The organism is Streptomyces sp. NPDC058145, from assembly GCF_042884245.1.
In the GTDB taxonomy this organism is placed as follows: Bacteria; Actinomycetota; Actinomycetes; order Streptomycetales; family Streptomycetaceae; genus Streptomyces.
The window spans coordinates 411,420-424,746 of the sequence record NZ_JBHVUH010000006.1; the positions used below are offsets into that span (position 1 = coordinate 411,420).

General features: G+C 71.8%; 11 protein-coding genes and 1 pseudogene. 6 read left to right on the plus strand and 6 right to left on the minus strand.

Annotation, left to right across the window (positions count from 1 at the left end; genetic code table 11):
* Positions 1–19: 19 nt before the first annotated feature.
* Positions 20–562 (minus strand): CGNR zinc finger domain-containing protein, encoded by a 543-nt coding sequence (locus ACFVVO_RS16570; protein WP_390055490.1) that lies wholly within the window; start codon positions 560–562, stop codon positions 20–22.
* Positions 563–671: 109 nt separating this feature from the next.
* On the opposite strand from ACFVVO_RS16570, the gene ACFVVO_RS16575 reads away from it, so the two are divergent.
* The 5 genes from ACFVVO_RS16575 to ACFVVO_RS16595 all read left to right on the plus strand — a co-directional run bounded on the left by ACFVVO_RS16575 (position 672) and on the right by ACFVVO_RS16595 (position 5,715).
* A complete protein-coding gene (locus tag ACFVVO_RS16575) occupies positions 672–1,121 on the plus strand; it encodes a VOC family protein (RefSeq protein ID WP_390055492.1) in 450 nt (149 codons plus the stop codon).
* An 11-nt stretch (positions 1,122–1,132) separates the two neighbouring features.
* Positions 1,133–2,020 (plus strand): pyridoxamine 5'-phosphate oxidase family protein, encoded by an 888-nt coding sequence (locus tag ACFVVO_RS16580; RefSeq protein ID WP_390055494.1) that lies wholly within the window; start codon positions 1,133–1,135, stop codon positions 2,018–2,020.
* 9 nt (positions 2,021–2,029) lie between these two features.
* On the plus strand, positions 2,030–2,518 hold the full coding sequence (locus ACFVVO_RS16585; protein WP_390055496.1) for an NUDIX hydrolase: 489 nt from the start codon (positions 2,030–2,032) through the stop codon (positions 2,516–2,518).
* 200 nt (positions 2,519–2,718) lie between these two features.
* Positions 2,719–4,467, plus strand: coding sequence for a TIGR03767 family metallophosphoesterase (locus ACFVVO_RS16590; RefSeq protein WP_390055498.1), 1,749 nt, complete (start codon positions 2,719–2,721; stop codon positions 4,465–4,467).
* Between the two features lie 93 nt (positions 4,468–4,560).
* Entirely contained in the window at positions 4,561–5,715 is a 1,155-nt protein-coding gene (locus tag ACFVVO_RS16595; RefSeq protein ID WP_390055500.1) for a serine hydrolase domain-containing protein, read from the plus strand.
* 186 nt (positions 5,716–5,901) lie between these two features.
* Here the strand turns inward: ACFVVO_RS16595 and ACFVVO_RS16600 are convergent, their stop codons facing one another.
* The gene (locus ACFVVO_RS16600; RefSeq protein WP_390055502.1) at positions 5,902–6,939 is read right to left on the minus strand and encodes a hypothetical protein; all 1,038 of its coding nucleotides are present in this window, start codon (positions 6,937–6,939) and stop codon (positions 5,902–5,904) included.
* 207 nt (positions 6,940–7,146) lie between these two features.
* Positions 7,147–9,729, minus strand: a complete 2,583-nt coding sequence (gene pepN, locus ACFVVO_RS16605; RefSeq protein ID WP_390055504.1) for an aminopeptidase N — start codon at positions 9,727–9,729, stop codon at positions 7,147–7,149.
* A gap of 164 nt (positions 9,730–9,893) precedes the next feature.
* Here pepN and ACFVVO_RS16610 point away from each other — a divergent pair, with 164 nt between their 5' ends.
* Positions 9,894–10,556 carry a disulfide bond formation protein DsbA gene (locus ACFVVO_RS16610; protein WP_390055506.1) on the plus strand — a complete coding sequence of 221 codons (663 nt, stop codon included), beginning with the start codon at positions 9,894–9,896 and terminating at the stop codon, positions 10,554–10,556.
* 108 nt (positions 10,557–10,664) lie between these two features.
* Here ACFVVO_RS16610 and ACFVVO_RS16615 read toward each other — a convergent pair.
* The 3 genes and pseudogenes from ACFVVO_RS16615 to ACFVVO_RS16625 form a co-directional block, all read right to left on the minus strand.
* Positions 10,665–10,897, minus strand: a pseudogene (locus tag ACFVVO_RS16615) (Fe-Mn family superoxide dismutase); the annotation flags it as partial.
* A gap of 23 nt (positions 10,898–10,920) precedes the next feature.
* Positions 10,921–12,303, minus strand: a complete 1,383-nt coding sequence (locus ACFVVO_RS16620) for an amino acid permease (RefSeq protein WP_390055508.1) — start codon at positions 12,301–12,303, stop codon at positions 10,921–10,923.
* 119 nt (positions 12,304–12,422) lie between these two features.
* The gene (locus ACFVVO_RS16625; protein WP_390055509.1) at positions 12,423–13,313 is read right to left on the minus strand and encodes a TauD/TfdA dioxygenase family protein; all 891 of its coding nucleotides are present in this window, start codon (positions 13,311–13,313) and stop codon (positions 12,423–12,425) included.
* Positions 13,314–13,327: the final 14 nt, after the last annotated feature.

Consider the following 13,327-nt stretch of genomic DNA (forward strand, 5'->3'; position numbering starts at 1 on the left):
CATCGTGTCCCGGATTGGCTCAACTCTCCTTCGAGCGGGCGTAATGCCGGGACGCCTTGGCGCGGTTTCCGCACGACGCCATCGAGCACCAGCGGCGGGTGCCGTTCCGGGAGGTGTCGAAGAAGTGCAGGACGCACGCCTCGTGGGCGCAGCGGCGGATCCGGTCCGGGGCCCGGTCGAGCAGGTCCAGGTAGTCGCGGGCGGCGAGCCAGGCCGGCGCCCAGGACGCGTCGGTGAACTCCGGCTCCTCGAACGCCCCCTCGCCGGTCAGCCGCGCCCGGATGCGCCCGTGTGCCAGAACGGCGTCCACCAGCGGCGCGCCCTCCTCCAGTGACCCGTCAACCGCGGCGCCGAGCGCCTCCCGCGCCTGCCGCAGATGGCGCAGTACGTCCGCGTCGGCCGGGTGCTCGCCGTCGAGTCCGTTGTCCGCGAGCCACACCGCGAGGCCCTCGGTGCCGTCGAGCAGGTCCTGGGTCACGCCCTCCTTGTTCCACCGGGTGTTGAGCAGGTCGAGAGCGAGGGGCTCACCGGTGAGCGGGCGGGGGTCATGGGCGGCGGGCATGAGGCACTCCTTCTCTGCTAACCGGTCAAGGGTACGTGACCGGTTGACGCTCCGCAGTCTAACCCTCTAACGTAGCTTATGAAGGTTAGATAGATCAAAGGGGAGAGCCATGACCTTGCGCACCGGCCACACCGGCCTGAACGTCACCGACCTCGACCGTTCCCTCGCCTTCTACCGGGACGTCCTGGGCTTCGCACTGCTCGCCGAGGGCAAGGAGGACGACCGCAGGTACGCGTTCCTGGGCGAGGCCGGGGGCGACGGGCCCGTCCTCACCCTCTGGCAGCAGGCCCGCGACTCCTACGACGGCGGCCGGGCCGGGCTGCACCACCTCGCCTTCACAGCCGGCTCGGTGGACCGGGTCCGGGAGTACGAGGCGGCGCTCAGGGCCGCCGGGGTGGAGTTCGCCCACGAGGGCGTGGTGGCCCACCGGGAGGGCTCGGCCTCGGGCGGGATCTTCTTCCACGACCCGGACGGCACCCGCCTGGAGATCTCCGTCCCGCACGGCGCCGAGGGCGCGCCCGCCCCGCACGCCTCCACTCCGACCTGCGGTTTCTTCTAGGGCCTCGCGTCATGAGCGTCTATCACGCCGGTTCCCGCGCCGTGCAGGACCTGGTCGGTGTGCGGGATCGCGCCGACCACGTCGGCCGCTCCCTCGGGCCGGACATCAAACCGGTCGCGGCGGCTTTCCTGGAGCTTCAGCCACTTCTCGTCGTGGGCGCCGCCGACCCCGGCACGGGCCGGGTGTGGGCCTCCGCGGTCACCGGCACCCCGGGCTTCGTCCGGGCCACCGGACCCCGGCAGATGTCCGTCACGGGCGGGCCGCCCCCGGCCGACCCGCTCGCGACGGCCCTGACCACGCCGGGCACCTCCGTGGGCACCATCGCCCTCGATCCGCGCACCCGGCGCCGGATGCGCCTCAACGGCCGGCTCCGGCCCACACCCCGCGGCTTCGCCGTGGCGGCGGAGCAGGTGTTCGCCAACTGCCCCAAGTACATCCAGCGCCGGGAGACCTGCGAGCGGGTGCCGGACCGCGCGCCGGGCACCCCCCGCCCCCTGGCCCGGCTCGGTGAGGAGCAGGCCGGGCTCGTCGCGGCGGCCGACACCTTCTTCCTGGCCACCGTGCACACCGACGGCGCCGACGTCAGCCACCGCGGCGGCGACCCCGGCTTCGTCCGGGTCGTCTCACCGCGCGAACTGGCCTGGCCGGACTATCCCGGCAACGCCATGTTCCGCAGCCTCGGCAACCTGCACGCCGACCCGCGTGCCGGACTGCTCTTCCTGGACTGGACGACCGGCACCACCCTCCAGCTCACCGGCTCGGCCCGCACCGGGTTCGGCGCCGGCGGCGAGCGGACCGTCCGCTTCACCGTCACCGGCGCCGTACACGCCCCGGCCGCCCTGCCGCTGCGCTGGTCCGCGCCGGACCATTCCCCCGCCGATCCGGACACCTCGCGCTAACGTCCGGGCATGCGAGAGAAGTTGAGGGTGGCGGCCTACGCCGTGTGCGTCCGTGACGGACAGATCCTGCTGGCCCGCTCCCCGGCCCCCGGCGGCACCCACGAGTGGGTGCTGCCGGGCGGCGGCATGGAGCACGGCGAGGACCCGTACGACACCGTCCGGCGCGAGGTCACCGAGGAGACCGGCTACCGGGTCGAGGTGACCCGGCTGCTCGGCCTGGACTCCTCCCGCCATGTCTTCCGCAGCGGCCGGCCGCTGCGCCGCACCGACCACCAGGGGGTGCGGATCCTCTACGAGGCCGAGATCACCGGCGGCGAACTCCGCCACGAGATCGGCGGCTCCACCGACTTCGCGGCCTGGCAGGACCTGGACGCGGTGCCCGGCCTCACCCGGATCCGCCTCGTGGACGTGGCGCTGCGGCTGTGGCGCGAGCGCCCGGAGACCGGACATCTCGGACCCGGGGCCCATCCCCTACCCCGGCAGATGAACGAGGAGTGACCGCCCCCCGGCCACCCGCGTTCCACTCCGTGACCGCGCTCCGCACCCCGTGATCCACGTACGGTGATCGGCGTTGCGCGTTGCCGCCCTGTTCACGCACAGGTCATCCCCGGTGCCAACCATCCAATGCGAGCGGGGCGTTCGCGCCTGCGACGGCCCGCGACCACCGCCGATGCGTTCGCACCCGGGGAGATCGCGCCATGTCGCGCATACGCTCTGTCGCCACCTCCACGCTGGGGGTCCACCGCCGTACCGTGCTCGCCGCCGCCGGAGCCGTCTCGCTCTCCGCGGGCGTCGGCTACGCCCTGCGCCCCACCGACAGCCAGGCCGCCACCGCCGCCGAGGCGCCCGTCGCCACCTCCCGCAAGGCGGCCCCGGCTCCGCTCGCCCCGTACACCAAGGGCACCACCCTCGCCTCCGTCGCCGCGCCCCTGAGCGGCTCCGGCTACCGGCGGCTCGGTGACGGCGCCGGCTGGAAGCGGGTCGTGCGGGACGAGCTGGCCGCCCCCAAGTCCGGCCGCACGGAACGCCGTACCACCCTCGCGGCATTCGTGCAGTTCACCGACCTGCACCTGATGGACGTCCAGCACCCGCTGCGCCTGGAGTTCCTGCGCGCCCACGACCCGCACGCCTGGCGCCCGCACGAGGCGCTCACCGTGCCCGGCGCCGTCTCGCTCGTCGAGCGGGTCAACGCGCTGCGCGGCGCCCCCGTCACCGGCGCCCCGCTGCACTTCGTGATGACCACCGGCGACAACACCGACAACAACGCCCACTCCGAACTGGAGTGGTTCATGAAGGTGATGAGCGGCGGCCGCATCACCCCGAACTCCGGGGACCCGCGCCACTACGAAGGCGTGCAGAACAGCGGGCTGAAGCTGTACTGGCAGCCCGGCTCCACCGCACGCGACGGCGACAAGGCGCTGGGTTTCCCGTATCTGAAGGGCTTCCTGGCCGCCGCGACCCGCGAGGTCCGCAGCCCCGGCCTCAACCTGCCCTGGTACTCCACCGTCGGCAACCACGACGCCCTCCCGCTCGGCTGCTACGGCTCCCACGGCGACCCGTACCTCACCGAGGCGGCCATCGGCGGCCGGAAGCTGATGAGCGTCTCCGCCGCCGACGCCAAGAAGCTGCAGGACACCATCAAGAAGGCCACCGACCCCAAGGGCGTCGGCTATCGCGACTTCCTCAAGGCCCACGCCCGCACCATGCGCCAGGTCACCCCGGACGAGAAGCGCGCCCCGTACACCCGGGCCGACTACCTGAAGGCCCACGTGGACCCCGCCTACCAGGGCCTCGGCCCGGCCGGCCACGGCTACTCCTCGGCGAACCTGGACGCCGACACCCAGTACTACGCCTTCCGCATCTCCGAGGACGTCATCGGCATCAGCCTCGACACCACCGACCCCGGCGGCCACTACGAGGGGTCCGTCGGCACCGCCCAGCTCAAGTGGCTCGACAAGACGCTCAAGGACAACAAGGACTCCTACGCCGTCGTCTTCAGCCACCACACCAGCAAGACCATGACCAACACCCGCCCCGACCCGGGCCGTCCGGGGGAGCGCCGCCACAACGGCGCCGAGGTGGTCTCGGTGCTCTCCTCCCACCGCAATGTGCTCGCCTGGGTGAACGGTCACATCCACCGCAACGACATCACCCCGCACCAGGCCTCCGGCGGCCGCTCCTTCTGGGAGATCTCCACCGCCTCGCACGTCGACTTCCCCCAGCTCGCCCGGGTCGTCGAACTCGTCGACAACAAGGACGGCACGCTCTCCGTCTTCACCACCCTGGTCGAATCCGCCGCCCCGCACCGCACCGACCACGCCGACCTCTCGCAGACCGGCCTCGCCGCCCTCTACCGTGAGCTGTCGTACAACGCCCCGGGTGCGAACAAGGCGCTCGCGGGCGGCGCGGGGGACCGGAACACGGAACTGGTGCTGAAGAAGGGCTGAGAGTCACTCAACCGGGTTACGGGCAGGCACGATCGCGCGCGCTGCCGGGTATCTCCCCCCGATCGCACCGAACACCACACGTTGGGGGACAGCATGCGCGTCCGCACCGCCCTGGTGGGCACCACCGCCCTGCTCCTGTCGGCGGCCCTGGCGGGCCCGGCCGTCGCGGCCGGTCCCGTCGCGGGCGGCCGCGACGCCGGCGGCCACCCGGCCACCCGCCGGGCCATCGAGGCGGCGGTCGCGGCCGGTGTGCCCGGGGTGACCGTCACCGCGAAGGACACCCGAGGCACCTGGTCGGCGACCGCGGGCGTGGGCGACATCGTCACGGGCGCGCCGCGCTCGGCGGCCGACCGCTACCGGGTCGGCAGCATCACCAAGACCTTCGTCGCCACCGTCCTGCTCCAGTTGGAGGCGGAGGGCCGGCTCACCCTGGACGACACCGTGGACACCTGGCTGCCCGGCCTGCTGCGGGGCCACGGCCACGACGGCCGCGGGATCACCGTCCGGCAACTGCTGAACCACACCAGCGGCATCTACAACTACACCTCCGACGCCGACTTCGTCCGCGCCTACTTCCTCAGGGACGGCTTCTTCCGGCACCGCTTCGACACGCTCTCCCCGCGGGACCTGGTGGAGATCGCCATGCGGCACGAGCCGGACTTCGCGCCGGGCACGTCCTGGAAGTACTCCAACACCAACTACGTCGTCGCCGGCATGGTGATCGAGAAGGTGACGGGCCACTCGTACGCCGCCGAGATCGCAAGGCGCGTCATCCGACCGCTGCGGCTCACCGCCACCTCGCTGCCCGGTACCCGGGTCACCGTTCCCCGGCCCAGCAGCCGGGCCTACTCCAAGCTCGCCCTGCCGTCGACGGGCCCGACCTACGACGTCACCGAGCTCAACCCCTCCATCGCCTCCGCGGCCGGCGAGATGATCTCCGACTCGGCGGATCTCGACCGCTTCTACTCCGCCCTGCTGAGCGGGAAGCTGCTCCCGCCCCGGCAGCTCAAGGAGATGAAGACCACCGTGCCGATCGACGGTTCCCCCAACGCCGGTTACGGACTGGGCCTGATGGACACCAGGCTGAGCTGCGGCGTCCATGTCTGGGGCCACGACGGCGGCATCCACGGCTCCGCCTCCTCGGCGGTGACCACGGCCGACGGCCGGCACTCCCTCGCGCTCAACTTCAACGGCGACTGGGTGGGCGGCACCGACGCCGTGACCGAGAAGGAGTTCTGCGGTGGTTAGTCCTCCGCGCTGACCGGCCTTCCCGGAAGCCGGACGTGCCGGGACGAACGGAGCACGTCCACCACGACGCCCCCGGGACCGCGGCGGAGAACCGACCCGGAGAGGACGACACCAGGAGGGGCCACCGGTGTTCAGGTCCGGTGGCCCCTCGTCGTGCCGTTCGTTGCCGGCCCTGGCCGGTCCTCACTACCGGGGCAGCACCACGACGTACGCGGCCGGATCGCGGTCGCCGGACGCCATCAGGGCCGTCCGTACCACCGCCGCCTGCTGCTCCATGGACTCCCTGAGCCTGCGGGGAGTGATGTGGACGACCGTGATCCCCAGCCGCTCCAGATGCTCCCGCTTGCGCGCGTACTCCGACCACATGGCGTCCTCGTCCTGCCGGGGCGCGCGGTTGTCGAGCTCCACCGCGACCGCATGCTCGGGCCAGTACGCGTCCAGGCCGCCGAGGTGGGGTCCGCCGGGCAGGCGCAGATCCACGTTCCAGACCGGGTCGGGCAGCCCGTGCTCGCCGACCATCCGGTACAGCCTGTCCTCCGCGACCGCCCGGCCCTCGGCCACCAGCGAGTCCACCGCGCCCACCACGTGCGGGCGGTTCAGCAGCTTCGCCCGGGTCAGTTCGCGCACCACAGCCGCGGGTTCGCAGTGGCCGTCGCGCACCGCCTCGGTCAGCAGCCGGCGTACCGCGCCCGCGTCCGCCAGTCCCGCCACCGCGTCCGCCAGCGCGCGCGGTACCGGCGCCACCGGCAGGCCCGTCACCGCCACGGGCGTGGGCAGGTCCGGGACGCGCAGGACGCGGACGTAGCCCGTGGTGCGCAGCCGGCGCAGCCGCGGGACCAGGACGTCGACACGGTCCAGGGAGAGCAGTGGCGGGGTGGAGGCGAAGCCGTGCAGGGTGAGCGCCGCCAGACCCGTGATCACCGTCTCCGGGTAGACCGGGCGGTGCGGGTCGCCGGCCGTGGGCTGCGTGGGGACGCCCGGCGCCGATTCCCGCGCCGCGTACAGCAGCGCGCCGTGCAGCCGCTCCTCGCTGGTCGGCGGGCCGGGGTGGAGCAGGACCACGTTCGGCAGCAGCAGTTGCCAGGTGCCGCCGGGGCGGCACTGCTCGTTCAGCTCGGCCGTGGAGACCCCGTGGGCGCGGAGCTGAGCGGCCGTCATGATGCGCCGGTGGACGTCGGGGAGGTGGCGCAGGGTGCGGGGGGAGAGCGGGGTGTCGTGCGTCATGGCGTCGACGTTCCCGCGCTTCGTCCCCCCTGTAACCGCTGTTACACGCTCGTCGAGGAATGCGGACAACGCGGTATTAAAGGACGAGTGTTCGGATGCCGAGTAGGGACCGGAAACCCCTGGTCCGATCGGGTGCGGACCAGGGGTTACGGCTGCTATTGACTGAATTCCGTAACGGTCACCGAAAGCGGAATCCGTGGCCAAGGGTCATCGGCCGGCCGCCGCCGCGTCGCACTCCTGTCCGCGCAGTGCCCGCGCCAGGTCGTCCCGTGCCTCCAGCACCAGCCGGCGCAGCGCCGGGGCCGCGTCCGCGTGCGCCTCGAGCCAGGCGTCGGTCGCCGCCAGCGTCTCCGGCCGGTCCTGGTAGGAGGGGTACAGACCGCGCACGACGTCCATGCCGATCTGGATCGACCGCTCCCGCCACACCCGCTCGATCACCGCGAAGTACTTCTCCGCGTACGGCGCGGTCAGCTCCCGCTGCGAGGGCAGGCCGAAGCCCGCGATGGTCGCCTCCACGAGCGCGTTGGACAGCGCGTCGGACTCCACCACCCGCGCCCAGGCCTGCGCCTTCACCGCCGCCGACGGGCGGGCCGCCAGACAGCGGACCTGGTGCCGCTTGCCGGACGCCGTGTCGTCACGGGCCAGTTCGGCCGCCAGCACCGCCTCGTCCGCCACCCCGTGCGCCGCCAGCGGCTCCAGGAACGCCCAGCGCAGCTCCTGGTCCACCGCCAGACCGTCGACCGTCTCCGTGCCGTCCAGCAGGCCCTTCAGCAGGGCGAGGTCGGCCTCCGCCGAGGTCACCGTGGCGAAGAAGCGCGCCCAGGCGAGCTGGTGCTCACCGCCCGGCTCGGCCGCCCGCAGCTCGCGCAGCGCCCCCTCGGCCACCAGCCGCTCGCCGGTCGCCCGCCACGCCGGCGCCGCGTAGTGCACCAGCGCCGAGTTGGCCCAGGCGTGCAGCATCTGCAGCACGCCGATGTCGGACTCGCGGCCCGCGAACCGCAGCACCAGGCCGATGAAGTCCCGGGCCGGCAGCAGGGCGTCCCGGGTGAGGTTCCACAGCGCCGACCAGCACAGGGCGCGGGCCAGCGGGTCGGTGAGCGCCCCCAGGTGCTCGCGCAGGGTGGCCAGCGAGGTCTCGTCGAAGCGGACCTTGCAGTACGTCAGGTCGTCGTCGTTGACCAGCACCAGCTCCGGCGCCTCGGCACCGGCCAGCTCCGCCACGACCGTACGCGGTCCCTCGACGTCCGTCTCCACGCGCGCGTACCGCTCCAGCGCGCCCTCGGGCGTACGCCGGTACAGGCCCACCGCGACCCGGTGCGGACGCAGCTCCGGGTACGCCTCGGGCGCCTCCTGGACCACGGCCAGCTCGGCGATCCGGCCGCCCTCGGTGTCCAGCAGCACCTGCGGGATCAGTGAGTTGACGCCGGCCGTCTGCAGCCAGGACCGGGCCCACACCGTCATGTCCCGGCCGCTGGTCTCCGCCAGCACCGACAGCAGGTCGCCGAGGCGGGTGTTGCCGTAGGCGTTGCGCTTGAAGTAGCGGCGGGCACCCTCGAGGAAGGCGTCCTGGCCGACGTACGCCACCAGCTGCTTGAGCACGGAGGCGCCCTTGGCGTAGGTGATGCCGTCGAAGTTGAGCTTGGCGTCCTGCAGGTCGCGGATGTCCGCAGTGATCGGGTGCGTGGAGGGCAGCTGGTCCGCGCGGTAGGCCCAGGCCTTGCGGCGGTTGGCGAAGGTGATCCAGGCGTCGGTGAAGCGGGTCGCGCCGACGTTCACGAACGTGCCCATGAAGTCCGCGAAGGACTCCTTCAGCCACAGGTCGTCCCACCACTCCATGGTGACCAGGTCGCCGAACCACATGTGGGCCATCTCGTGCAGGATCACGTTGGCCCGCGCCTCGTACGACGCCTGCGTCACCTTGCCGCGGAAGATGTACTCCTCGCGGAAGGTCACCAGACCCGGGTTCTCCATCGCCCCCAGGTTGTACTCGGGGACGAAGGCCTGGTCGTACTTCCCGAACGGGTACGGGTAGTCGAAGTGGTCGTGGAAGAAGTCCAGGCCCTGCTTGGTGACCAGGAAGACGTCCTCGGCGTCGAAGTGCGGGGCGAGCCCCTTGCGGCACATCGCGCCCAGCGGGATCTCCAGCTTCGTGCCGTCCTCGAAGACCCGCTCGTAGTGGTCCGTCACATGGTGGTACGGCCCCGCCACCACGCAGGTGATGTACGTCGAGATCGGCTTGGTCTCCGCGAACCGCCAGACGCCGTCCTTGAGTTCACCGGCGCCGTTGCTCCACACCGTCCAGCCCTCGGGCGCCCGCACCTCGAAGCGGTACGGCGCCTTCAGGTCCGGCTGCTCGAAGTTGGCGTAGACCCGGCGGGCGTCGGCCGGCTCGTACTGGGTGTAGAGGTAGACCTCGCCGTCCTCGGGGTCGACGAAGCGGTGCATGCCCTCACCGGTGCGGGAGTAGGCGCACTGGGCGTGGACCGTCAGCTCGTTCTCGGCGGCCAGGTCCTCCAGCAGGATCCGGGAGCCGTCGAAGACCGCGCCGGGGTCCAGGTCCTTCCCGTTGAGCGTGATCGAGGTAACGCTCGGCGCGATCAGGTCGGCGAAGCTCGACGCGCCCGGCTCGTCGCAGCGGAACCTGATCACCGTCACGGAACGGAAGGTGCGCGGCTCGGCGCCCCCGTCCCCGACGGCGGACCGCAGATCCAGCGCCACCTCGTAGCCGTCCACCGACAGCAGGGCGGCCCGCTCCCGGGCCTCGTCGCGGGTCAGATTCTCACCGGGCACGTCGTGGCACTCCCTTGTGGTCGCTTGGACACCTCACAACAGGACCGATCCTGCCATGCGCACCTGACACGGCACATCAGGGAAACCCCTCGACACGGCCGGTGCGGGAATGGCGGGAGCGGTGGGGCTGTTGCCGCTTCAAAAGACCTTCGCTGAGGAGAAGCATGTCCGAGACCGCGACCCCCTCCGGCAAGACCCCCGTGGACTTCTGGTTCGACCCGCTGTGCCCCTGGGCCTGGATGACCTCCCGCTGGGTGCTGGAGGTCGAGAAGGTCCGGGACATCGAGATCAGCTGGCACATCATGAGCCTCGCCGTCCTCAACGAGAACCGGCTGGACGAGCTGCCCGAGGACTACCGGGACATGCTCGCCACCAAGGCCTGGCAGCCGGTGCGCGTGGTCACCGCCGCCTGGCAGAAGCACGGGGCGGACATCCTCGGCCCGCTCTACACCGCGCTCGGCACCCGCATCCACAACAACGGCGAGGGCCCCACCCTGGAGGCCGTCGCGGGCGCGCTCGCGGACGTCGGCCTGCCCGCCGATCTGATCGAGTACGCCGAGCAGCAGGACTTCGAGTTCGACGCCGAGCTGCGCGCCTCCCACAAGGAGGGCATCGAGAAGGTCGGCCAGGACGTCGGCACCCCGGTCATCGCGGTGCCGGGCCCCGACGGCGAGCAGATCGCCTTCTTCGGCCCGGTCGTCACCCCCGCCCCCAAGGGCGAGGAGGCGGCCCGCCTGTGGGACGGCACCCTCGCGGTCGCCTCCGTCCCCGGCTTCTACGAGATCAAGCGGACCCGCACCAAGGGCCCGGACTTCAGCAACCTGTAGAGCCTGCGCACAGCCGGAGGGCCCCCGCGAGTCCTGTCCTCGCGGGGGCCCTCCCTCATCCGCCTGCCGCCGTGAAGGGTGAGAAGACGATCACGAGGCAGGACGTTCTCACGGGGCGAGCGGCAGCACGTCCGCGCGGGACCTGGCGGCCGTGTAGCGCCTCGCCACGTCCTGCCAGTTCACGACCTGCCACATGGCCTCGACGAAGTCCACCTTCTGGTTGCGGTACTGCAGGTAGAAGGCGTGCTCCCAGGCGTCGAAGACGAGGATCGGGTCGAGCCCTGGCCGACGTTGCCCTGATGGTCGTAGACCTGCTCCACGATCAGCCGGCCAGCCTTCGGGGTGGAACCGGGGCGGGGCCGGGTCAGCTCCTGGCGCGGGTCCGCTGCCAGGCGTAGCCCACGGCCGCGAGGAACAGCGTCATGCCGCCGGTCGACAGCAGCTGCAGGCGGGTGTCCGGCTCCCGGGCCATGAGGACGAAGATCGCCGCCATGCCGGCCAGGGCGACCCAGGTGAGGTACGGGAACGCCCACATCCGCACGACCAGCTTCTCGGGCGCCTCCCACTCGATGCGGCGGCGCAGCAGCAGCTGGGAGACCGCGATGAAGATCCAGACGACCAGGATCACCGCGCCGATCATGTTCAGCAGCCAGGCGAAGACGTCGTCCGGCCGCCAGTAGCTGAGCAGCACGCACCCGAAGCCGACGACCGACGAGACGAGGACGGCGATCCGCGGCACCCCGCCGGAGACCTTCGCCAGCACCTTCGGGCCCTGGCCGCGCTCGACCAGCGAGTAGGCGATGCGCGAGGAGCCGTAGATGTTGGCGTTCATCGCCGACAGCAGGGCCACCAGGATGACCACGTTCATCACCTGGTCGGCGCCGGGGAGGCCGATCTCCCGCAGGGCGGCGACGTACGGGCCGTCCGTCACGACCGACTTGGCGTTCCACGGGACCAGGGCCACGATGACCGCCATCGAGCCGATGTAGAACAGGGCGATCCGCCACATCGCGGTGCGCACCGCGCTCGCCACGCCCTTGACCGGGTCCTGTGACTCGGCCGCCGCGATGGTGACCGTCTCCAGTCCGCCGTAGGCGAAGACCGAGGCCAGCAGGCCGACCACCAGGCCCTCGCTGCCGTTCGGCAGGAAGTCGCCGAGGTGCGAGGTGCCGGGGGAGTGGGTGCCGGGCAGGACGCCCGCGAGGGCCAGCCCGCCGAGGACCAGGAACAGGCCGATCGCGCCGACCTTCAGCGCCGCGAACCAGAACTCGAACTCGCCGAAGTTCTTCACGGCCGCGAGGTTCGCACCGCAGAACACCAGCATGAACAGGGCCACCCAGGCCCACTGCGGGGTGTTCGGCAGCCAGCCCTGCACGATGTTCGCCGCGCCGATGCCCTCCAGGCCCACCGCAGTGCACAGCAGCACCCAGAAGGACCAGCCGGCGGCGAACCCGGCCCACGGGCCGATGGCCCGCTCGGCGTGGGCGGAGAACGATCCCGAGGACGGGTAGGCGGCCGACATCTCGCCGAGCATCCGCATCACCAGCATCACCAGCACGCCGGAGATCGCGTACGCGACGACGATGGAGGGTCCGGCGGCCGCGATACCGGCGCCGGAGCCGACGAACAGGCCGGCGCCGATCACTCCGCCGAGGGCGATCATCGACAGGTGGCGCTGCTTGAGACCGTGGGAGAGGGAGTCGCCGGACCGCTGCCGCGGTGGCGTCTCGAGGGTGCTGTGGGGCATGGGCGCGGCTCGTCCAGTCATCGGCGGGCAAAAACCCGGCCAGTCTGGGCGGCCCGTTCGCTCACGCGAAGGGGCCGCCCAGCATCCGGACGCGCGCTGTACGAAGGGTGAGACTCCGGTTACGCGGCGAGCGGGGTGTAGTGCGAGGCGTCACCCTCGATCGAGTAGCTCTCCTTGCCCTCGACACCGACCGGGACGTCACCGGCGGCGGTCACCCGGTGCAGCCGGCGCGGCCGCCCGTCGTAGTTGTCGATGGCGTAGTGCTGGGTGATGCGGTTGTCGAAGAGGACGAGCTGGTTCGGCGACCAGCGGTGGCGCAGCACGTTCTCCGGGCGGGTGACGTACGCCTGCAGCACGTCGAGGATCTTGCGGGACTCACCCACCGACAGCCCCACGATCCGCTGCGCGAACCCGCCGATGAACAGCCCGCGCTCACCGGTCAGCGGATGGACGCGGACCACCGGATGGGCGGTGCGGTACTTGATCGACGTGAACCGGGCGCGCTGGGCGGCCTTCTCCTCGTCGATCGCCTCGTCCGGCACCGCGTAGTCGTAGTCGTTGGTGTGCTCGGCCCACAGGGTGTCGGCGAGCCGGCGCAGCGGCTCGGGCAGATCCCGGTAGGCGGCCGCCGCGTTCGCGATCAGGGTCTCGCCGCCGTACGGCGGGACGGTGATCGAGCGCAGTGTGCTGGCCTGCGGTGGGTTGAGGACGAAGGTGACGTCGGTGTGCCAGTGGTTGGCGCGGCCCCGCTCGCTGTCCACGGGCAGCACGTTCGGGGAGCCGTCGACGGCGCCGACCGTCGGATGGGCGGTGGTGAGGTCGCCGAGGTGGCGGACGAAGGCCTGCTGGCCGGCGTCGTCCAGGTGCACGTCGTCGAAGACGAGCGCCTTGTGGGCGTTCAGCGCCTCGCGGATGCCGGCGACCTGCTCCGGGGCGAGCGGCCGGGAGATGTCGACGCCGGAGACCCGGGCGCCGATGCGAGCGGTGACCTTGGTGATCTCGAGTGACATGTTCGGTGGTCCTT